We start from the raw sequence: 20,041 nt of genomic DNA on the forward strand, positions 1-20,041 counted from the left end.
CTACGATGTTCGCGACTTAGAAGGAATGGTGCATACCTACTGTTGTCACCAACTGGCTGTCGCTGCCCGACACACCGGTAGCGCCGCCGGCGCCGGTGCCGTTCATGACCGCAAAGCGCGCGCTGCCGCCCGCACGTTGATATGCCGCCTGCACATAGAACTCGGTGCGCTTGGAGAACGCGTGCACATGGCTCAGGCTGAAGGTATTCCAGCGTGCGCTTTCCAGCTTGGACAGGCCGTAACCGAAGTTGAGCGTGTCAGCCGTTGCATAGCGCCAGGCTGCGCCGAGGTCGAAGTTCTTTTGCTTCGGCGTGACGCCGGTTGGCAACGAGATCTTGACCTGGGTGTAGTCGGCGTTCAAACGCACCGGACCGATGGTGTAACCGACGCCCGCAGCAGTGGTGCTCAGGCTGTTGAACACGGTCGCAGCGGTGCCGAGGCCGAGGCTTTGCAGGAACGCACCGCCGTAGCCGGCTGCGCGATTGTTCAGCTTCGAATACGCCAGCGCGGCGCGCAAAGGCCCGTTGGTGTAGGTCGCGCCGGCGCTGACATTGCGGCCATTGCTGCTGTCGCCGGCGACTTCGCCGAAACCGTACATGCCGCTCAATTCCAGCCCCGCGAATTTCGGCGAGGTGTAGCGCACGGCATTGTCGAACTGGTAGGTGTTGGCCAGGCTGTCCAGGTTACCCGGGTGGAACAGGTACCAGTTGGTCAGTTGATAGCCGTTGGACAGCTTGCCGACGTAGTCGAACACGATGTCGGGCATGTGGCCCATGCTCACCGCGCCGAAGTCGCCGGACAGGCCGACCGTGCTGTAGCGATTGAACAGTTTACCGGCGGTCGGTTGGCCGCCGGTGTCGGTGTAGATGCCGCTTTCCAGTTGGAAATTGGCTTTCAGGTTGCCGCCCAGATCTTCCGTGCCGCGGAAACCGATACGGTCCGGTTGCATGGTGCCCTGATCCAGACGCGCGACCGATCCGCCGCCAAGGTTGCTGACATAGGCCACGCCGGCGTCGAGACTACCGTAGATCGTCACGTTGCTCTGGGCGAATGCGCTTGCCGCGAAGCCGGTGGCGGCGACGGCAAAGAGTACCTTCTTCATGAAAAACTCCCCTTCAATTAAGCACGGCTGACGCCGCGTTCACTTCTCTCATCTGCCCCGCGCCTATGAGAGGTGAATCCTGCAACCTGTCCAAGGTCCTACTGCGAGGCCATGATCTGGCGTCGTCCGGTGCTCGAAATCCTCGTGTACCCAAGTACACTCCGAGGATTTCAAATGAGCTCCGCTCCGGGCGCCACCAGCTGATGGCCTCTCGCTACGGACCTTGAACAGGTTCGCGGAGCGTTGAATCAGGTCTTTGTTTCACCCATGAATCAACGTTCCACAAAAATGTTCGGGCTCAAAAAAATGCCCGGCGCTTGCGGGCATTTTTAAGAGCGTGTTGCTGCTACAAATCGAGTACCAGGCGGCGTCCTTTGCATCCAGACACGCACACCATCATCATTTTGTTGGAGGCTTTCTCCGCCTTGCTCAGCACGCCGTCGCGATGCTCCGGCTCGCCTTCCAGCACCTTGGTTTCGCAGGCGCCGCAGACGCCTTCGCGGCAGCTGTGCTCGACATCAAGGCCTGCGTCCAACAGCGCGTCCAGCAGCGATTTGCCGGCCGGCACCGTGACCGACTTTTTGCTGCGCGCCAGTTCGGCGACGTATTCATCGCCCTGCACGGCTTCGACGTTTTCGGCTGCGGCGAAACGTTCGATGTGCACGTTGGGCAGATCGAGTTCGGCGCAGATGGCTTCAAATGCATTCAACATCGGCGTCGGGCCGCAGCAATAGAAATGCGCGTCCTTCGGCTTGCTCGCGAGGAAAGCGCGCAGGTCCGGCGGAGCGCCTTTCTCGGCGTCAAAGTGGCTGCTTACATCCGGCTGTTGCAGCAACTCGCCGGCGAACGCCGCTTCATTGCGCGAGCGCGCGCAGTACAGCAGCTCGGCCGACTTGCCCTTGCCGCGCAGGTAATTGAGCATGCAGGAGATCGGCGTGATGCCGATGCCGCCGGCGATCAGCACCGAATGCGCGGCGCTCTCGTCGACCGGAAAATTATTGCGCGGCGCCGAGATCGTCAGCGTCGCCCCCACCCGCAACTGCTCATGCACGTAGCGCGAGCCGCCGCGGCTGTTGCGGTCGTTGAGCACGCCGACCACGTAGCGATGACGCTCGGCCGGCGAGTTCAACAGCGAATAACTGCGCACGATGCCATTGCCCAGGTGCAGGTCGACATGCGAGCCGGCTTCGAAGGCCGGTAGTTGCGCGCCTTCGGGCGAGACCAGCTCGACGCTGACGATGCCCTGCGCTTCAAAGCGCATGGCCTGGACACGGACGGAAAGAAGAGAGCTGCTCATAAAAAATCCAAATCAGGAAACTGCTTGCTGCAAATCGATGTCGAGCCGCGCGAACGCATCAACCTCGACCGTCAATTCCGGAAACACCAGGCCGCTGACTTCCACCAGCGTCGAACACGGATAAGGGGCTTTGAAGAAGTCGCGCCGCGCACGACCGACTTCATCCTTGTCCCCGATATCCTTCACATAAATCACCAGCTTGTAGATATTGCCCAGCGTGCCGCCCGCCGCCTCCACCAGATCGCGCACCTTGCCCAGCACCACCAGCGTCTGCTCGTAGGTCGACAGAACGCTGTTGCGCGAGGCCGGATGCGCGGTCATGCCCGACATGGCAATCTCATTGCCGATCACCAGGCAATTCGACCAGGTCGCGGTGGCCAGCTCAGCCACCTTGTCGGTCTTGATATGCTTCACAGTCTGCATCTGGACGGCGGTCATTGGTCAGGCTGCCTTCGCCGCTTTGTTTTCCTGAGCCGCTTCTTCGCGCGCCAGTTGTTCCTTGGCGAGGCTGCGCATGTGGCGGCGCAGGCGCACGATGCCCATGTCGTGCTGGTACAGCATCTCGCGCTGGTTGGCGTCGGGCTCCATCACTTCCAGCACCGCACGGTCCTGCTCCAGCACGTTCCAGTGACGTGCTTCCAGGCGGTTGCGATAGAGGAAACGCCAGGTGTCTTTTTGCCAGCCGGTCAGCTTGCGGCAACGCCAGTGGAAGACGGCGGCGATGTTGTCGACGATAGGCGTGTAGCTGCCGACGATGACGAAGCTGCCGCCGGGGCCGCCGGTCTTCGGATACGGAATCGCCAGGCGCATCCAGTGCAGGCCGGTGTCGGCCCATTCGGTCCAGTCGAAGTTGACGTCGCGCTGGCCTTCTTTTTCGAACACGAAGCCGATGTCGGTTTCACGAATGCCGAACGAGGCGGTGTTATCGCCTTCGGCCATCGAGTGCGACTGCTTGTGCAGGAAGGTGCCGTGCATCGGATCCATGACGTTGTCCAGCACGTAGCGGTAGTCGCCCTTCCATTCGGTGTAGCAAAGGAAGTTCGAGTATTCGGGGCTGGTCAGCTCTTCCGGCAGTTGCAGCGGCGGCGGTTCGGCGATGTCGCTGCTGGCGTTGAACAGGAAGATCGCGCCGCAGGCTTCGGTGACGTGATACGAACGGGTGGCTTTGGCGCCTTCCAGTTTGCAACCGGGGCTGCCGGGCACGCTCATGACGACGCCGTCGAAACGCACTTGCACGCCGTGGTAGCCGCAGGCGATACGGTCGCCCATGGCGATGCCCATGGACAGCGGCGCGCCGCGGTGCGGACAGTGATCTTCCAGCGCATGCAGGGCGCCGTTGGCTTCACGCCAGAGCACGAATTTCTTGCCGAGGCGGCGCAGCGACACGGGGCGCTCGGCGACGAATTCGGACGGGCAGATCGGGTACCACAAGTCTTTCAATCCAACGGCGAGGACTGCATCGACCGGATCATTGGCTGTCGTTCTCATTGACTATTCTCCTGAGGGTAGAGGTCGCCGGCTTAAGCCGCCAGGCGAGCAATCTCTTCTTGATAATTGGCTTCGGTCCAGACGCCGTTGTTGTACGGGCAGCCGGGACCGGTGCGATTGAGATGCGCGACCAGCGCCGCCAGCTCGGTGATGCCGGCGCCATAGGCGCGCTCGATGGAATCGCCCAGCAGATCTTCATACTGGGTCGGCGCACGACGACGCGCCTGATGGGGATTGAGATAAACCTCTGTGACTGTTGCAACCATTATTGGCCTCCATTCTTGACGCGTTCGCGGATACGCTCACGCACAGGTACAAAATCGTAAGTCGGGTAGCATTCCGTGCGGAACACGCCCCAGGCGGAGCGTTCCAGCTCCACGTTCACCAGCGGCAGCAAGGCCGGCGGCAGTTCCAGCGTGACGATCTGGCCCAGGCCCATGGCCACGGTCCACGACACCACGCGCGTGCCTTCGACGGGAAAGCGATCCCACCAGCCGACCTTCTTCATGTGGGCCTGGATGTCTTCCAGATTCTTCGACTGATCATGCTTGAGCAGCACGGTCAGCAGCATCAGCTCTGACTTCTTGTCGATGTCGCTCATCATTCAGACCCTCAGACCGTTTCCGCGTCAGTTTCCACTTCAAGCGGAACCGACCAGGCGTCGTAGCCGTACACCCAATCCGCATTGCCGCCTTCGCGCAGCCAGTTGTTGCCGCGCGAACCGATCTGGATCTTGCTGGTGCGTTCCAGACGCAGCTCTTCGTAGACGTGCAGCGCGTCGGCGATGCCGTCGACGGTCGCCACTTTTCCCAGGCAGCGCGCCAGCACCACGGCGTCTTCAATCGCCATGCCGGCGCCTTGCGCCATGAACGGCATCATCGGATGGCTGGCGTCGCCCAGCAGCGTCAGGCGGCCCTTGGACCAGTGCGGCAGCGGATCGCGTTCGTACAGTGCGGTCTTCAACACTTCGTCGCAGGCGTCCAGTAGCGCAGTGGCGTCGGGATGGAAGCCGGCGTAGCTGTCGCGCAGTTCCTGCACGCTGCCCGGCGTGGTCCATGATTCGAGGTGCCAGGTTTCCTGTGCGGTGGTGGCGAAGATGAAAATGTCTTTGCCGCAGTTGAGCGGGAAGGTGACGATCTGGCTTTCCGGATTCGGGCCCCACCATTTGGTGAAGGCTTGCAGGTTCGGCACCTGCGCCACGCTGTCGGCCGGAATCACGGCGCGGAAGGCGACGACGCCGGTGAAGCGCGGGCTTTCCTTGCCGAACATGGCGCTGCGCACGGCCGAGTGGATGCCGTCGCCGCCGATCAGCAGGTCGACCTTGTCGCTAGTGCCGTCGGTGAAGTTCAGCGTGACGCCTTGCGCGTCTTCGGCGATGGCTTCAGCGCGCTTGGCGAACTGCGCGCGTTCGGCCGGGAACACTTCGGCCAATGCCGCCAGCAAATCGGCACGGTGGATGGTCAGTTGCGGCGCGCCGTATTTCTTCTCGGCGGTGTCGCCCATTTCCAGGCGCGAGGTTTCTTCGCCGGTGTTCCAGGTGCGGCTGATGCGATGGGTCGGACGTGCAGCGGTGCGGCGTACCGCTTCAGCGATACCAAGGCCATCCAAAGCACGCACGGCGTTCGGCGTCAGGTTGATGTCGGCGCCGACGCGCAGGAATTGTTTCGACTGTTCGTACACGACCACGTCGTGGCCGGCGCGATGCAGCGCGATGGCGGCGGTGAGGCCGCCGATGCCTGCGCCGAGGATGCCGATTTTGAAAGAAGACATATGACTTGCTCCGATTACTTGTGGGTCGGTTGACGGTCGGTCAGGAATTTCCCTGTCGGCCCTTGCGCATTCTTTTGACGGCGCGTATTGCCGTCGATGCCGCCGTCGATCGCCCATTCGGCGAACACGGTCGGACCCGGTTCGAAATCGCGCGGCTCCCAGTCGGCGTCGAGCTGGTCTTCATCGGCGTAGTACTCGATCAGGCCGCCGGCGGGATTCTTGAAGTACCAGAAATACGCCGACGAGATCGGATGACGCCCCGGACCCAGTTGCGTGTCCCAGCCCTTGCGCGACATGTGCATGCCGCCGCCGAAGACTTCGTGAATATCGCGCACGGTGAAGGCGACATGATTCAGGCCCGAACGCGCTTCCGGCGGTTGCAACAGGAAGATGTCGTGATGCCCGCCCACATCGGCGCAGCGCAGGAAGGCGCCGCGTTCCGGATAGCGGTCGGACGGCACGAAGCCGAAGTTCTCGCAGTAGAATTTTTCACAGGCCTTGACGTCCTTGACGAAGAACACGACATGGCCGACTTCGATCGGCGAGGCGTGGTCATAGACCGGGCTGCGCTGGTTGATGCGGTTCTTTTCGTTCCAGGTGTTCATGGTGGCGCACTCGACCTTGACGTCGCGCTTTTGCGAAACCTGGAAGCTCACGGCCAGGCCATTGGGATCCGTGCAGCCGACGCGCTTGCCGTCGCTGAAATAACCCGGCAAGTCCTTGATGCGCTCCGCAAACTTCGGCAGCACCTCGGCGGCGGACACCCCCCAGACCACTTCACGCAATGTCGGACCGGCCTCGATCGCAGGCGGCAAAGCCGGATCGGCGCTGCTGCGCACGACTACGCGGCAACCGTTCTGCGATTCGAACACCAGTGCTTCAGCGCTCTCCTGCGCCAGCGTCATGCCCCAGTCGAGGAAGAACTGGCGGCAAGCCGGCAGGTCGTCCGCGCCGTAAGTGATTTCGTCGATACCCAATACATCCATTTGCTTCTCCTTGTTGCTGTCCGGTGGCGCTTAACTTAACTGAGCGCCCACGGCAGCGGATTTTCATTCAGTCCCCAATACATGGCCTTTTGCTCCATGTATTGCAGGATGCCGAGGCGGCCCTTTTCGCGACCGAGACCGCTGTCGCGCCAACCGCCGAACGGCGTCGAAATCGAGAACTGCTTGTAGGTGTTGATCCATACGTTGCCGGCCTGCACCGCGCGCCCGAAACGCCAGGCCTTCTTGTAGTCGCGCGTCCAGATGCCGGCCGCCAGCGCGTACACGCTGTCGTTGGCTTGCGCGATCAGATCCTCTTCGTTATCGAACGGCATCGCCACCAGCACCGGGCCGAAGATTTCTTCCTGGCAGATGCGCTGGTCGTTGGTCACGCCTTCGATGATGGTCGGCGCGTAGTAGTAACCCCGTGCAAACTGATCGCCTGCAAGACGCGTACCACCGGTGCGGATGCGGCCGCCGTCGGCAACGCCGATGGAGACGTAGGACTCGATGCCTTCGCGATGGCGCGCGGTGATGAGCGGGCCCATTTGCGTGCGCTCGTCGGCCGGATCGCCGACGCGCAAGGCCGCGGCACCTGCCGCCAGGCGTTCCATGAAGCTGTCGTAGATGCCGCGCGCTACAAAGAGGCGCGAGCCGGCGATACAGGATTCGCCCGAGCTGCTGAAAATGCCGTACAGCACACCGGCCACGGCATGGTCGAGGTCGGCGTCATCGAACACCATGGTGGGCGATTTTCCGCCGAGCTCCAGCGAGACCGGCATCATCTTGTCGGCGGCGATGTGGGCGATGTGCTTGCCGGTGGTGGTGCCGCCGGTGAAGGACACGCGCTTGACCAGCGGATGCAGCGTGATGGCGTCGCCGATCACGGAGCCCTTGCCGGGCAGCACGCTGATCATGCCTTTCGGTACGCCGGCTTCTTCACAGATCCTGGCCAGTTCCAGCGCCATCAGCGGTGTGACTTCGGCGGGCTTGACCACCACGGCGTTGCCGGCCGCAAGCGCGGGCGCCATCTTTTGCGCTTCGCTGGCGATCGGCGAATTCCATGGCGTGATCGCAGCGACCACACCCATCGGTTCGTAGACGCTCATGGTCAGGTTGTCGCCGCGCATCGGCGTGATGGTTTCTTCCAGTGTCTCGCAGGCAGCGGCGAAGAATTGGAAGGTCGCGGCGGCGCTGCCGACCAGGTTGCGCGTCTCGGTGATCGGCTTGCCGTTGTCGAGGCGTTGACGCTGCGCCAATGCTTCGCCGCGTTCGCGGATCAGTTGCGCAACGCGATACAGGACGATGGCGCGTTCATGCGGCTTCTTCTGCGCCCAGCCGCTGGTGCGGAAGGCGCGGTCGGCGCCGACGATGGCTTCTTCGACGTCGGTCACGCTGGCTGCGTTCAGATAAGCAACCGCTTCGCCGGTGGCCGGGTACAGCGTGGCGTAACGGTCACCGCCGCCCAGGCGCCATTCACCTGCGACGCAGATCGGCAGTGTTTCGTTGAGATTCAGTTCAGTCATGATTGCTTGTTCACATCACTTAAATGGACAGCGCATGTGCACGATTACCGAGCGCACGCACCACACTGAATACGGTCAGCGCCGAGGTCTTGGGATTGGCCGCCAGCGGCTTGCCGCGCATGGTCAGTTCGAAGCCGCCGAACTCGCCCTTGGCTTCGACGTGATGGACGTTTTCCGTCACACCCGGATCGGCGTACAAACGCACTTGCGTGTGATCGAGGCCAAGGCCGGCCAGCGACAGGGTCGCAGCGACGTTGGCGTTCTTCGGATACAGGCGCGCGGCTTCGCGTGCGGTGCCTTCGAAGATCACCGTTGCCACAGTCAGGTTGGCAAGATCAAAAGGTCCGTCAGCCGGCGTGTCTTTCCACGCGTGCGGCGGCTTGCGTCCGGTGTAGACCACCGACTCCAGGCCGCCGACGCGCGCCGCCGACAAGGCGTCGATGGCACCGATGGCGCCCGACAGCAATTGCACCTGGGTCTTGCCTTCGCGTGCTGCGGCTTCCAGCTTTTCGACCAGGCCGGGCTCCGACAGCGCGCCGATCGACACCACCATGCAGGGGATGCCGCGCAGCAGCGCCGGGATGATGTGCTCTTCGATCGCCTGGTGGCCGGCGCATTCGATCAGCAGGTCGGGACGGTCGTCGCCGAGACGGGTCTCGACGCGCGCCTTGGGCGCCAGCGACGACACCACGGTGCGGGCGTTCGCCATGTTCGCCTCCGGGACGATGACGACATCGAAGGCGACTTCCGGATCGCTTTTCAGCAGCTCCATCACGCCGACGCCAATGGCGCCGCAACCGATCATCGAAACATGCAGCATGGGTTTCTCCTCAGTTTCTTCAGACGGCTGCGGTAGCTGCAGCTTTGCTCGTGGCGATGGACGCTGCGGCGGCTTCCGCTGCCGCTTTTTCCGTCACCGGCGGACCGGCAAACGCGGTCTTGAAACTGCCGATGGTCAGCATGTCGATTTCGAGCAGGAAAGGACCGGACTCGGACAACGCCGTCTTCAACGCGCCTTCGACGTCGGCCAGGTTGCTCACGCGGGTGTGGCGCAGGCTCAGCGCCTGCGACAGCTGCGCGTAGTCCGGCGTGTGCAGGTCGACGTAGTGGCGGCGACCGCCGTATTGCACGTCCTGGATATTCTTGATGACGCCGTAGCCCTTGTCGTTCATCAGCACGATGACCATGTCGGCCTTCTCTTGCACGGCGGTCGCCAGCTCACCCAGGTTGAGGATGAAGCCGCCGTCGCCGGCCAGCGTGAAGGTCTTCTTGCCGGAGGCGGTCACCGCAGCGCCGATGGCGGCGCCGATGCCCATCGCCAGGCCCTGGCCGATACCGCCGCCGAGCGCATGCACGCCGGCCAACGGATCGAAGATGCGCAGATAGCGATTGCCCCAGGTGCTGTTCGAGACAGTGACGTCGCGCACCCAGTTGAATTTGCGGCCGGCGGCTTTTTGCACTTGCTCGACCAGCGCGCTGTAAGGACCGAGGCCGTCGACCAGTCCGGCGACGGCGGCGTCGCGCGCCTTTTGCAGGTCGCCCATGAAGGCCGGATCGATCTGGATGGCGCTCTTGCGTTTTTCGAGACGATCCGCCAGGCCTTCCAGCGCCAGCGCTGCATCGCCGCAGACGAAGTGGTCGCTGTTGTAGCAGCGGCCTTCGGCCGACGGATCGGCGTCGATGCGGTACAGCGGGCGCGGCAGTTTCAGTTCGTACTTCAGTGTTTCATTGCCGCGCAGGCGCGAGCCGATCACGACGACGGCGTCGCAGGTCTGGTAGAAGTTTTCGACAGGCTTGTGCAGGTTGAACGACCCGAGCGAGCGCGGATCGTCTTCCGCCACGATGCCGCGGCCTTGGGTGCTGGTGACCACGCCGAAGCCGAGCGCGAGCAGACGCTGCACCTGCTTGCCGGCCTGGCGCGCACCGCCGCCCAGCCACAGCAGCGGACGCTTGGCCTTGAGCAAACGCTCGGCCAGTTCGTCGAGCGCATGTTCGGACGGCGCCTGCACGGCGATCGGCAGCGGACGCAGATCGGACGGCATCGGGATCAGCGCCGCCTGGATGTCGATGGGAATCTCGACGCTGACCGGGCCCATCGGCGGCGTCAGCGCGGTTTGCACGGCCAGCTTGATGGTGCTGACGGCGGTCTCGGTGCTGCGGATGCGGAAGGCGGCCTTGGAGATCGCTTTCAACATCGACAATTGATCCGGCGCTTCGTGGATGTACGCCAGGCTCTGGTCGAGGTAAGGCGTTTCGATCTGGCCGGTCAGGTGCAGCAGCGGCGTGCCTGCGGTCAGTGCTTCGACCATGGCGCCGGCGGCGTTGCCGGCAGCGGTGCCGGTGGAGGTCAGGCAGACGCCAAGGCCGCCGGTGGTGCGTGCATACGAGTCAGCCATGTTGGCGCCGCCGGCTTCGCCGCGTGCCGGAATGAAACGGATCTTGCCGCGCTCGCCGAAGGCGTCGAGGATGGGCATGTTGTGGATCGAGATCACGCCGAACGCCGCCTTGACGTCGCATTGTTCGAGGAAGGCGGCGATGGCGCAGCCGACGGTGACTTGTTCTGTTGGTTGGTTTTGCTTAGGCATGGCGGGAAAGTCCTCCTGAAACATCGATGTGGCTGCCTGTTGTGTACGAAGAAAGCGGTGTCGCGAGAAAAACGATCGCGCGGGCGGCTTCCTGTGGATGACCGAGACGGCCGAGTTGAATATTCTTTTTTTGCGCCAGCGCCCGGGTCCATTGTTCCCAGGACAGGTCGAGGTCGGCGCCGGTGCGCGCCTCGTAACGGCGACGCCATTGGCCGGATTCGACCAGGCCGATGAGGATGCCGTTGACGCGGATTTTGTGTGTGCTGAATTCGGTGGCCAGCGAGCGCACCAGGTTATGGATGCCGGCGCGCGCGGCCGATGTCGCCACCATGTGCGGCTCGGGCTGAATCGCCAGCAGCGAGTTGACGCAGACCACGGCGGCTTCGCCATGCGTAGCGCTCATGCGCTGCAACTGCGGCTGGAATGCGCGGGTCGGATAAATCACCGAGAAAAATTTCAGGCGCAGCTCTTCGGTCCATGCCGCATCTTCGGTATCGGCGAAAGTCGACACGCGGCCCTGGCCGGCGTTGTTGACCAGCATGGAGACAGCACCGAGCTTCTCTTCCACGGCGGCGGCGAAGGCTTGCACCTGCTCCTGCGACAACACGTCGCAGACCGACGAAAACAATTTCGCTTGCGGAAAGCGCACGCGCAATTGCGCTTCCACCTGTTGCAACCGTTCCTGGTTGCGGCCGCAGAAGGCGACCGCCGCGCCGGCTTCGAGCAGCAGCTCGACCGTCGCCAGGCCGATGCCCGAAGAGCCGCCGGTAACGACGGCGACTTTGCCTTCGAGTTCAATCATGCTCATTGCTGTTACTCCCGCCACATGTTGACGACCTTGCCCGACTTTTGCGGCGCGTGGTCGAGCAGGCGCGACAGTTCATTCGCGGTGTCGCGCACCTTGACCACGATCAGGTCGAGTTGATCGGCTTCGATGTGCGGCGACGGGATCGTCGCGCCCATCGCGGCCACCACCTTGCCCGAGTGATCGCGCACCGGCGCGGCGATGGTGGAGATGCTGGTTTCGAAGAAGCCTTCCTGCAGCACGTAACCGCGTTGCTTGTCGTTCTGCACCATGTCGAACAGTTCGACCACGGTCTTCGGTGTGTTGCTGGAGAAGACTTCCAGGTGTTCTTCCGGATACAGGTCGCGCAGTTCGGCCAGGGTCAGGTCTTCCAGCAGTACGCGGCCGAGCACGGTGGCGTGTGCCGGCAGACGGGTGCCGACGTTGACGTGGCTGGCGAACGCGGTTTGCGTGACCGACTTGGCGACGTAGACGATGGAGCGGCCGTCGCGCACGACCAGGTTGCAGGAGTAGCCGATTTCGTCGCGCAGGCGATCCAGCAGCGGACGACCGATCTCGGTCAGTTCCAGCGAGGCCAGGTATTCGAAGCCGAGGCGCAGCACGGCCATGCCGAGGCGGTAGTCGCGGCCGCCGTCGTTGCGCTCGACGAAGCCCATGCGTTCCAGCGTGGTCAGCAGGCGGAACACGGTGGAACGCGGTACGTCGAGACGGCGCGCGAGTTCGGGCGCCGACAGGGTCTTGTCCTGGCGGCTGAACTCGCACAGCAGGCGCAGGCCGCGCTCCAGGCCTGGAACGAGGTATTTCTCTTGCGATTCTTCTTCTGGCAGCACTGGTTTGTTCATGATTTTTGTTTTAGGAAAGTTGATAAAGATGACCACTGAGCTGGTGACGTATCGCTGCTGCTACCGCTCCGGCTTGTTCGATGTAGCAGGCGTGGCCCGCATTGTCGATCAGATGGAAGGGCAAATTCAAATTCCAGGCCAGTTCGCGGCTGTCGTCGGCCGTGGTAACCACGTCCTCGGCGCCGCAGTACACCGTCGCCGGCACGTGGCCCAGCATGCCGTTGGGCGCATACGCCTGCAGCGCGTCGCCGCACAGCATGTGCACCGCCTGCGTGTAGCCGGCCGGATTGAGCCACTGGATGTTCCAGCGCACCCAGGCGCGTTCGGTGTTGCCGGCCTGCGCCGACAACATGCGCGCCGGGCTGCGTTCGGCCATGCCTTCCACGCCGATGGTGCGCAGGACGTCCAGGCGTTCCTGCGCAATCTGCCGGCCGCGTTCCTGTTTGGCTGCGCTGCCGTAGCCTTGCGCCGGACTGACCAGCAGCAGGCGCGCGGCGCGCTCGCCACCGCCGCCGACATAGGCCGCCGCCATCATGGCGCCGAGCGAGTGGCCGACCAGCAGGCAGTTGTTGATGCCCAGCGCTGCCAGGAACAATTCCAGTCGCGCGGCGTAGTCGGCGGCGCTCGGCTGCATCTGCGGCAACGCGGTCGAACGGCCGTAGCCGGGCGCGTTCCAGGCGATGACCTGGGCGTCTTTTTCCAGGCGCAGCGCGCATTGCAGCCACGACGCTGCGCCCGAGCTGATGCCGTGCAGCAGCACGATCACCGGACCGCGTCCGCACGAGCGATAGGACACGATGCTGCCGTCGCCGAGATCGACGGTGCTTTCCGCGAAGCGTCCCTCGAGCAGGCTCAGGGAATCCTTCAGCGTGTCGGCGCAGGTGACGGCGGTGGGCGCGTGCGGAGTCATGTCGGTTTCCGTTACGCTGAATCAGCCGCGCTTGATGGAAGCCAGCGGATGGTCCGCCGGATAGGTCGGCGTGATCGGCTTCTTCGCGCCCAGCATCACGCACATCAATGCGTCTTCGTCGCCGATGTTGATTTCTTCGCGGTACACGCCGGGCGGCACCGACACGACGTCGCGATCGGTCAGGATGGTTTCAAAGCGCTCGCCGTCTTTTTCCAGCACCAGCTTGAGCTTGCCGCGCAGGACGAAGAACACTTCTTCCACATCGATATGCAGGTGCGGCGGACCTTCGTGACCAGCCGGGATGATCATGGTGGAGAAGGTGAAGTGTTCCGACGGAATCACGTTGGTATCGACCGCGACGCCGGTGCCGCCGGTGCCGATGTAGCGCATCTGTGCACGGCGGAATTTGGGGTCGTAGTCGGCCTGGAACTTCAGCGCATCCCAGTCGTACTTGCGCGTCGACAGGCGCGCCACGCGCGATTCCATCCAGTCGCCGAAGCTGCTGCCTTCAGGCTGGTCCCAGCTGCGCTGGACGTTGTTTTGTTCGGACATGTCGGTCATTCTTTTCTCCTTGGTGGGCGGGAAGATTTCGTTAATCAATTCGTCAATTCATCACGAAGCCGCCGTTGACGGCCATGACTTGCCCCGTATAGAAGCGGGACAAATCGGACAAGGCAAAGAGCACGGCGCCGCAGACGTCTTCCGGCAACTGGTCGCGCTGGATGGCGCGGCGGTCGTGGTAAGTCTGGTGGCGTTCCTTCGGTACGTATTCGGTGGCTTCGACCAGCGTCAGGCCCGGCGCCACGGCATTGACGGTGATGTTGTCGCCGCCCAGTTCGCGCGCCAGCGAACGCGTCATGCCGATCACCGCGCTCTTGCTGGCGACATAGGCCAGCAGGTTGGTGGCGCCCCACAGCGGCGTGTCGGAAGACAGGTTGACCACGCTGCCCCGGCCCGACGCGCGCAAGGCCGGCAGGCAGGCGTTGGTCATGAGCCAGGTGCCGCGCACATTGACGTCCATGACCTTGTCCCACATCTCGATGGACAGTTGCTCGGTGGTCTTGCCGCCCGAGTTGGTGATCGCGGCGTTGTTGACCAGACCGTCGAGGCCGCCCAGCCATTGCACCGATGCCTTGGCGCAGGCGTCGATGGATTGCGGGTCGGCCAGGTCGACGGTGAAACCGGCAACGCTCAGTCCGCGCTGTTGCAGGCCGGCGACTGCGCTCTGCAAGGTGTCTTGCAGGATGTCGGCCATGGCCACGCTGGCGCCGGCTTCCGCCACCGCAGTAGCGAAGGCCAGCCCCAGGCCGCGCGCCGCGCCCGTGATCAGGATGCGGCGACCGGCCAGCAGTTGGTTTGGTGAAGTCATTTCGCGTGGCTCCATCAGACCGTGCTGGTGTGCACTTTAGGCAGGTAATGCAGCACGCGACGCTCTGCCCAGACCACGGCGCCGTAGGTGACGATGCCGATCAGCGTCAGCGCGCAGATGGCGACGAACACGGCGGCCGTGTTGCCCTGCCCTTCGCCGTCGACCAGCAGGTAACCCAGACCTTGATTGCCGCCCACCAGTTCGCCGACGGTCACGCCGATGACGGATAACGTTGATGCAATGCGCAGACCGGAGAACAGCGCCGGCAGGGCCGAACGGAACTCAACCAGATGGAAGATCTGCCAGCGGCCGGCATTGAGCGTGCGCACCAGGTTGACCATGTCGGGATCCACCGTGCGAACTGCAGACAGCACGTTGATCATGATCGGGAAGAACACGATCAGCACGGCGACGATGATCTTCGGGTAGATGGTATAGCCGAGCCACATCACGAACAGCGGTGCAAATGCGACCTTCGGTGCGATCTGCAGGGCCAGGATGTACGGCGACAACATGGCTTCGGCACGCGGCGACAGACCCAGCGCGACGCCGACGGCCAGGCCGAGCAAGGCGCCGAACAGGAAGCCGAACACCACCTCCATCGCGGTGATGCCGAAGTGCGTCAGCAGGTCATTGTTGTTCCACATGACCACCGATTCCTTGAGCACGTGCGACAGGTTCGGCAGGATGTATTCCGGCATGCCGAGCCAGCCCGGGCCCCATTGCCATGAAGCCAGGAACAGGATCAGCACCACCAGGCTGCCGCAGACGGTGCGCGCGCGCTCATTGAGCAGTGGGCGTTTTACCTTGGCGATGGTGCTTGTCTCTGGCGCAGGCGTAGTCATGGGATTGGCTGTAGTAGAGGTATCCATTTATCTGGCTGTTCCGACGAATTGATTGGTGAAGAGTTCGTTGACCGGCGTGGCCTTGGTCACGATGCCTTCGCTGACGTAGAACTTCTGCACGCTGTCCATGCGGGCGGCGTCGATCTGGCCCAAGGTCTTCTGGCCGGCGTAGACGTATTTGCGATACATCTCGAAGGTGGCTTCGATGCTGGCTTCCTTGCCCTTGTAGGCAGGCAGGGCGGCGACGTAGTCGTTGGCGGCAGCTTTCGGATCCTTCATGATGTCCTGCATGCCGCGCAGGGTGGCGCGCACCAGGCGCTTGAGCAATTCGGGCTTGTTCTTGATGGTGTCGTCGGACGCCAGGATAGCCTGCGCCATGCTCTTGAAGCCGCCGTTGTCGAGCAGCTCGACCTTGGCGCCGGCATCGGTCGAGTTGACGATCCAGTCAGGCACGCCGGCAAACGCCGAGGCCTTGCCCGCGGTGAACACCTGCCATACGCCTGCAGGACCGGCGGCCTGGATCTGCAGGTCGGTCTTGGACAGGCCGGCGGTCTTGAGGCTGCCGAGGAAGGCGTAGTATGTCGTGTCGGTGTACGACATCACGGTGACGGTCTTGCCCTTGAGGTCTTTGAGCGACTTGATGTTTTCGTTGGCATTGGCGGCGACCATGGTGATCGAGCCTGCACCCAGGACGGCGATGGCCTTGACCGGAATGCCGTTGGCGCGCACCACGATCGGTGTGTCGCCGATGGCGCCGCCGATGACGGCATTGCCGGCGCCGATCTGCTTGGCGACGTCGACGCCGCCCTTGGCGACGATGAAGTTGATCTTGAGGTTTTCGTCAGCGTAATAGCCCTTGTGCTGCGCCAGCACCCACGGCGCGAAGGCCGGCGAATTCGGCGGCGCCGGCAGCAGGTAGGTCACTTCTTCCGGGGCGGCCTGGGCGATGCCCGGCACCACGGCGGTGGCGGCGAATGTCGTGGCGACGGCGGCGCTCAGGACCAGCTTGCTGCAGAAAGAGGCGAGAAATTTTTTCATGCTTGCTTCACTCCTAATGTTCGGTGGTGATCAGGTTGGATGTTGGATGTTCGGATACGTCTGCTGAATTAGTGCAGCTCGACAGTCTCTTTACCGACTTTGAGCAACTCCATCAGGCGGCCTTGCAGCGGGCCGATTTCCGGCAGCTTGCGGCGCTCCAGCGGGTTGTCGCGGAAAGGCAGGTTGACTTCGATCTCTTCGATGATGGTGCCGGGACGTTCGCTCATGACCAGCAGGCGGTCCGACAGCGCGATCGCTTCGACCAGGTCGTGGGTGATGAAGAGCGCGGTCTTTTTCTTCTCGAACAGCATCTTTGCCAGGTCCTGCTGCAAGACCATCTTGGTCTGCGCATCCAGCGCCGAGAATGGCTCGTCCATCAGCAGCACTTGCGGATCGACCGCCAGCGTGCGGGCCAGCGCAGCGCGTTGGCGCATGCCGCCGGACAATTGATAGGGATAGTGTTCTTCAAAGCCCTTGAGGTGGCATTTGGCCAGCAGCTCGTCAGCGACGCGCTTGCGCTCGGCGGCATTGACGCCGTCGATTTCCAGGCCCAGCGAAACGTTGGCGCGAATATTGCGCCATGGCATGAGCAAGTCTTTTTGCAGCATGAAGGCGACGTTGCGGACCGGCTTGGTGACGCGCTGGCCGCCGACGATGACTTCGCCGGAAGTCGGCAGGTACAGACCTGCGCCCATGTTCAGCAAGGTGCTCTTGCCGCAGCCGGACGGGCCGATGATGGAAACCACTTCGCCGCTGCGGATCGACAGGTTGACGTTGGTGACGGCAGCGCGCGGCTGGGAAGTCTGGCGGTCGACGAAGCTCTTGCCGACGTTGCGAAATTCGATTTCGATCATGATGCCTCTTGGTTAGTTACTTGTTGCTTTGGCGCCCTCGCGCCTAATTACGTGACATTTGCTGAAGCCGGCGACCGGTAGGTGGCTGGTGCGGCACAAACGCCAGTTGTCTCATATATAAAACCACAAACCAAATGCGAGATATACGAATCAAATATAGCAGATATTCGGTAAAAAGATAGTGCTTTTTGTTTCATATATGGTTTGATGATTTATATAAGAACTGTTTTTCTTTTATCGCAAGGTTTGTGCCACACGAAAATCGGCAGTTTTGTCTCATATTTCAGACGCCAATTCACCAAAGAAACGCGCTGACGCGCCGCACCGGTGCGGTTTGCACCAATTCCAGCCAACATTGGCCGCGGCTTCAGGAGACGGAAATTGCCGGATCGGCAGTGAATTCCGCTGGCATGGCCATGGCGATACGCATCGTCTTCACATTCCTTGAGGAATCTTCACGCGTCTTGAGAGGCGTTTTCGCTGATTTACAGCGCATTAACTTCCGCTTACAGGCTTTGCCACGATGATTGCCGCGAGGGCCTGTCCTTTGCAGGACCCGTTGCCGGTTATCGGTTTTTATCGGTTTGCCAGGGGGGAAGATCATGATTCAGGGACGCATCGCCTACGTTGCTTTGGGTGCAGGACTTTTATGTGTATTAAGCGGGTGCAGCAGCCCGCCGACGATGGTGCAGGGACCGACCAGCGTGCGGCCGGCTTATCCGGTGGCCAACATCGAGAACAACGGTGCGATCTTCCGCGTCAGCAGTGCGCAGCTGTTTGAAGAATCGACCACGCACTACGTCGGCGACATCCTCAAGATCGAGATTGCCGAGTCGCTCACCGGCAGCAACAAGTCGACCACCTCCAACAGCCGCGACACCAGCCTCAAGCAAGTCGGCCCCGGCGCGGGCTCATCCATGAGCGGCTTGCTGGCGTCGGTCTTCAACATCAACGCGACGGCCACCGGCAGCGATTCCTTCAAGGGCACCGGCCAGACCGACAACAGCAACAGCATGACCGGCAGCCTGATGGTGTCGATCATCGAGGTGCTCCCCAACGGCAACCTGGTGGTGGCCGGCGAGAAGCGCATCGGGATGAACGGGTCAATCAATACCTTGCGGTTTTCGGGGGTGGTGAGGGCGCGCGATATTCGCGGGGGGAATGTGGTTTCTTCCAGCAATGTTGCTGATGCGCGGCTGGAGCAGGTTGGAGGAGGAACTGTGGCGGATGCCAATTCGCAGGGGTGGATGCAGCAGTTTTTCAGGAGTGTTTTGACGTTTTGGTGATGAGGGTTTAGCGCTGCTTTTTGAGAGCGGCGTTTTGTTCCGACTTGCTGTGTGTTGTTGCTGATGCTGCTCTTTCTTCGATCAACCGTTCGCCGGGGGTAGCCCGGCAGCTACTCACTTTTCTTGTCTCGCCAAGAAAAGTAAGCAAAAGAAGCGACCGCTGGTTCGTAGCCCCCTGCGGGGGTTCCCGGCGTCGTCAGGCGCAAATCGGGAGGGGAAACAAACTCGCTGCGCTCAGACAAGTTTCCCCTCCCGATTTGCACCTGCCGCCACCGGCTACTCGCAAGCGGACTTCCAGACTGGCTCGCTGCGCATCGCCAGGGGACAGAGATGATTTGACGGTCACCGTTATTCGCTATCGCTAAAAAAACGAAAGAACGAGAATCACGATGCCGCAGGCGAGCCACCCAAGGCAATGCGGAGCGAGCCGAGGAAGAATTCCGCTTATGAGTCGCCGTTGGTGACGTGCTCAAATCGGATAAAGAAGGGAAACTTGTCTGAGCGCAGCGAGTTTGTTTCCCTTCCCGATTTGAGTACGGCGCCAACGGGAACCCCGCGCAGCGGGGCGGCGAATCGCGGTCGCCTTTCTTTGCTTACTTTCTTTGGCGAAGCAAAGAAAGTGAGCGGCTGCCGGGCCGCCCCCGGCAACCACGGTCGTCCGAAGAGAGAAAAGCATCAGCTACCCACAACAGCGAGGTCGGAACAACCGACAAAGATTCAAGACCCGCCAAACACATTCGACGCCCCCACACTATTAGTAGCCTCCACCACCGGATTACTAATCAACAAGGCATCCACCACCGGCCCCAGCTTGCTCCCCGTAGAAGACCACTTGTCCTGCGCAATCGCCCCCATCTTGTAAGAAGCGCTGCCCACCACCCGCCCCTCCTTGCGCAAGGTCACCGACGCAAACGTCAGGTAAGGCGTATAGGCATTGCTGAAGGTCTTCATGTCCCATTTGACGAAAGCCGCATACGCCAGCGTCATCGAACAACTGCCCGGCTGCGTACCCGCGTCGTACACGCGGCTCGGCACGCCGTGGCGTTGCAGTTCGCTTTGCAGGCTGGGGACGAAATCACTGAGCGCCACCGCACCGTTCCACTCGATGCAGATCTCCTTGATCGGCGCGTGCGCGAAGACGATGGGATTCTGCGGTGTGGCCGGCGTCATCGACGACACGCCGGAGATGGCCGAACCTAACAGGTTGGCGGCTTCCACGATCGGACTGGGCGACATGACGACGCAGCCGGACAGTGACGTGGCGCAGACGGAGACGAAGAGAATTTTGATCATGGCGGCGACCAGTTCGACGATGAGTGAAATTCATCATATCCGCCGATG

Annotated in this window: 21 protein-coding genes; 1 reads left to right on the top strand and 20 read right to left on the bottom strand. The window is 62.2% G+C overall.

What is annotated here, in order from left to right:
* Nucleotides 1-16: 16 nt before the first annotated feature.
* The 19 genes from ACIROY_RS20080 to ACIROY_RS20170 form a co-directional block, all read right to left on the bottom strand.
* Nucleotides 17-1,102 (bottom strand): porin, encoded by a 1,086-nt coding sequence (locus ACIROY_RS20080; protein ID WP_402343646.1) that lies wholly within the window; start codon nt 1,100-1,102, stop codon nt 17-19.
* Between the two features lie 346 nt (nt 1,103-1,448).
* Nucleotides 1,449-2,399, bottom strand: coding sequence for a PDR/VanB family oxidoreductase (locus tag ACIROY_RS20085; RefSeq protein ID WP_402343649.1), 951 nt, complete (start codon nt 2,397-2,399; stop codon nt 1,449-1,451).
* 12 nt (nt 2,400-2,411) lie between these two features.
* Nucleotides 2,412-2,837 (bottom strand): RidA family protein, encoded by a 426-nt coding sequence (locus ACIROY_RS20090; protein WP_402343652.1) that lies wholly within the window; start codon nt 2,835-2,837, stop codon nt 2,412-2,414.
* Nucleotides 2,838-2,840: 3 nt separating this feature from the next.
* Complete coding sequence (locus tag ACIROY_RS20095; protein WP_402278026.1) at nt 2,841-3,887, bottom strand: Rieske 2Fe-2S domain-containing protein; 1,047 nt, start codon at nt 3,885-3,887, stop codon at nt 2,841-2,843.
* 32 nt (nt 3,888-3,919) lie between these two features.
* A complete protein-coding gene (locus tag ACIROY_RS20100; protein ID WP_007882409.1) occupies nt 3,920-4,153 on the bottom strand; it encodes a recombinase-like helix-turn-helix domain-containing protein in 234 nt (77 codons plus the stop codon).
* Entirely contained in the window at nt 4,153-4,488 is a 336-nt protein-coding gene (locus ACIROY_RS20105; protein ID WP_402343655.1) for a hypothetical protein, read from the bottom strand. Before ACIROY_RS20105 ends, ACIROY_RS20100 begins: the two co-directional genes overlap by 1 nt.
* An 11-nt stretch (nt 4,489-4,499) precedes the next feature.
* Nucleotides 4,500-5,657 (bottom strand): FAD-dependent monooxygenase, encoded by a 1,158-nt coding sequence (locus ACIROY_RS20110; protein WP_402343658.1) that lies wholly within the window; start codon nt 5,655-5,657, stop codon nt 4,500-4,502.
* 14 nt (nt 5,658-5,671) lie between these two features.
* The gene (locus ACIROY_RS20115; protein WP_402278023.1) at nt 5,672-6,643 is read right to left on the bottom strand and encodes a VOC family protein; all 972 of its coding nucleotides are present in this window, start codon (nt 6,641-6,643) and stop codon (nt 5,672-5,674) included.
* A 35-nt stretch (nt 6,644-6,678) separates the two neighbouring features.
* Nucleotides 6,679-8,166, bottom strand: coding sequence for an aldehyde dehydrogenase (locus ACIROY_RS20120; RefSeq protein ID WP_402278022.1), 1,488 nt, complete (start codon nt 8,164-8,166; stop codon nt 6,679-6,681).
* 19 nt (nt 8,167-8,185) lie between these two features.
* A complete protein-coding gene (locus ACIROY_RS20125; RefSeq protein ID WP_116436076.1) occupies nt 8,186-8,986 on the bottom strand; it encodes an aspartate dehydrogenase in 801 nt (266 codons plus the stop codon).
* A gap of 19 nt (nt 8,987-9,005) precedes the next feature.
* Complete coding sequence (locus tag ACIROY_RS20130; RefSeq protein ID WP_402343661.1) at nt 9,006-10,751, bottom strand: thiamine pyrophosphate-binding protein; 1,746 nt, start codon at nt 10,749-10,751, stop codon at nt 9,006-9,008.
* Complete coding sequence (locus tag ACIROY_RS20135; protein WP_402343664.1) at nt 10,744-11,559, bottom strand: SDR family oxidoreductase; 816 nt, start codon at nt 11,557-11,559, stop codon at nt 10,744-10,746. Before ACIROY_RS20135 ends, ACIROY_RS20130 begins: the two co-directional genes overlap by 8 nt.
* Before the next feature lie 5 nt (nt 11,560-11,564).
* The gene (locus ACIROY_RS20140) at nt 11,565-12,398 is read right to left on the bottom strand and encodes an IclR family transcriptional regulator (protein ID WP_402278019.1); all 834 of its coding nucleotides are present in this window, start codon (nt 12,396-12,398) and stop codon (nt 11,565-11,567) included.
* Nucleotides 12,399-12,408: 10 nt separating this feature from the next.
* Nucleotides 12,409-13,308 carry an alpha/beta fold hydrolase gene (locus tag ACIROY_RS20145; RefSeq protein WP_402343667.1) on the bottom strand — a complete coding sequence of 300 codons (900 nt, stop codon included), beginning with the start codon at nt 13,306-13,308 and terminating at the stop codon, nt 12,409-12,411.
* A gap of 21 nt (nt 13,309-13,329) precedes the next feature.
* Complete coding sequence (locus tag ACIROY_RS20150; RefSeq protein WP_402343670.1) at nt 13,330-13,869, bottom strand: cupin domain-containing protein; 540 nt, start codon at nt 13,867-13,869, stop codon at nt 13,330-13,332.
* A 43-nt stretch (nt 13,870-13,912) separates the two neighbouring features.
* Nucleotides 13,913-14,677 (bottom strand): SDR family oxidoreductase, encoded by a 765-nt coding sequence (locus ACIROY_RS20155; RefSeq protein WP_402278016.1) that lies wholly within the window; start codon nt 14,675-14,677, stop codon nt 13,913-13,915.
* 14 nt (nt 14,678-14,691) lie between these two features.
* Complete coding sequence (locus tag ACIROY_RS20160; RefSeq protein WP_402343673.1) at nt 14,692-15,549, bottom strand: ABC transporter permease; 858 nt, start codon at nt 15,547-15,549, stop codon at nt 14,692-14,694.
* The gene (locus tag ACIROY_RS20165; RefSeq protein ID WP_402343676.1) at nt 15,550-16,560 is read right to left on the bottom strand and encodes an ABC transporter substrate-binding protein; all 1,011 of its coding nucleotides are present in this window, start codon (nt 16,558-16,560) and stop codon (nt 15,550-15,552) included.
* 68 nt (nt 16,561-16,628) lie between these two features.
* A complete protein-coding gene (locus ACIROY_RS20170) occupies nt 16,629-17,414 on the bottom strand; it encodes an ABC transporter ATP-binding protein (RefSeq protein WP_402278014.1) in 786 nt (261 codons plus the stop codon).
* A 602-nt stretch (nt 17,415-18,016) separates the two neighbouring features.
* On the opposite strand from ACIROY_RS20170, the gene ACIROY_RS20175 reads away from it, so the two are divergent.
* Nucleotides 18,017-18,700, top strand: coding sequence for a flagellar basal body L-ring protein FlgH (locus tag ACIROY_RS20175; RefSeq protein ID WP_402278013.1), 684 nt, complete (start codon nt 18,017-18,019; stop codon nt 18,698-18,700).
* 717 nt (nt 18,701-19,417) lie between these two features.
* Here the strand turns inward: ACIROY_RS20175 and ACIROY_RS20180 are convergent.
* Complete coding sequence (locus ACIROY_RS20180) at nt 19,418-19,993, bottom strand: cell division protein FtsI (protein WP_402343679.1); 576 nt, start codon at nt 19,991-19,993, stop codon at nt 19,418-19,420.
* Nucleotides 19,994-20,041 lie beyond the last annotated feature (48 nt).

It is taken from the genome of Herbaspirillum sp. NPDC101396, assembly GCF_044767365.1.
In the GTDB taxonomy this organism is placed as follows: Bacteria; Pseudomonadota; Gammaproteobacteria; order Burkholderiales; family Burkholderiaceae_D; genus Herbaspirillum.

Coding starts and splice junctions, on each gene's coding strand:
- ACIROY_RS20080 (WP_402343646.1), bottom strand. CDS start 1,102: ATGAAGAAGGTACTCTTTGCCGTCGCCGCCACCGGCTTCGCGGCAAGC.
- ACIROY_RS20085 (WP_402343649.1), bottom strand. CDS start 2,399: ATGAGCAGCTCTCTTCTTTCCGTCCGTGTCCAGGCCATGCGCTTTGAA.
- ACIROY_RS20090 (WP_402343652.1), bottom strand. CDS start 2,837: ATGACCGCCGTCCAGATGCAGACTGTGAAGCATATCAAGACCGACAAG.
- ACIROY_RS20095 (WP_402278026.1), bottom strand. CDS start 3,887: ATGAGAACGACAGCCAATGATCCGGTCGATGCAGTCCTCGCCGTTGGA.
- ACIROY_RS20100 (WP_007882409.1), bottom strand. CDS start 4,153: ATGGTTGCAACAGTCACAGAGGTTTATCTCAATCCCCATCAGGCGCGT.
- ACIROY_RS20105 (WP_402343655.1), bottom strand. CDS start 4,488: ATGAGCGACATCGACAAGAAGTCAGAGCTGATGCTGCTGACCGTGCTG.
- ACIROY_RS20110 (WP_402343658.1), bottom strand. CDS start 5,657: ATGTCTTCTTTCAAAATCGGCATCCTCGGCGCAGGCATCGGCGGCCTC.
- ACIROY_RS20115 (WP_402278023.1), bottom strand. CDS start 6,643: ATGGATGTATTGGGTATCGACGAAATCACTTACGGCGCGGACGACCTG.
- ACIROY_RS20120 (WP_402278022.1), bottom strand. CDS start 8,166: ATGACTGAACTGAATCTCAACGAAACACTGCCGATCTGCGTCGCAGGT.
- ACIROY_RS20125 (WP_116436076.1), bottom strand. CDS start 8,986: ATGCTGCATGTTTCGATGATCGGTTGCGGCGCCATTGGCGTCGGCGTG.
- ACIROY_RS20130 (WP_402343661.1), bottom strand. CDS start 10,751: ATGCCTAAGCAAAACCAACCAACAGAACAAGTCACCGTCGGCTGCGCC.
- ACIROY_RS20135 (WP_402343664.1), bottom strand. CDS start 11,559: ATGAGCATGATTGAACTCGAAGGCAAAGTCGCCGTCGTTACCGGCGGC.
- ACIROY_RS20140 (WP_402278019.1), bottom strand. CDS start 12,398: ATGAACAAACCAGTGCTGCCAGAAGAAGAATCGCAAGAGAAATACCTC.
- ACIROY_RS20145 (WP_402343667.1), bottom strand. CDS start 13,308: ATGACTCCGCACGCGCCCACCGCCGTCACCTGCGCCGACACGCTGAAG.
- ACIROY_RS20150 (WP_402343670.1), bottom strand. CDS start 13,869: ATGACCGACATGTCCGAACAAAACAACGTCCAGCGCAGCTGGGACCAG.
- ACIROY_RS20155 (WP_402278016.1), bottom strand. CDS start 14,677: ATGACTTCACCAAACCAACTGCTGGCCGGTCGCCGCATCCTGATCACG.
- ACIROY_RS20160 (WP_402343673.1), bottom strand. CDS start 15,549: ATGGATACCTCTACTACAGCCAATCCCATGACTACGCCTGCGCCAGAG.
- ACIROY_RS20165 (WP_402343676.1), bottom strand. CDS start 16,560: ATGAAAAAATTTCTCGCCTCTTTCTGCAGCAAGCTGGTCCTGAGCGCC.
- ACIROY_RS20170 (WP_402278014.1), bottom strand. CDS start 17,414: ATGATCGAAATCGAATTTCGCAACGTCGGCAAGAGCTTCGTCGACCGC.
- ACIROY_RS20175 (WP_402278013.1), top strand. CDS start 18,017: ATGATTCAGGGACGCATCGCCTACGTTGCTTTGGGTGCAGGACTTTTA.
- ACIROY_RS20180 (WP_402343679.1), bottom strand. CDS start 19,993: ATGATCAAAATTCTCTTCGTCTCCGTCTGCGCCACGTCACTGTCCGGC.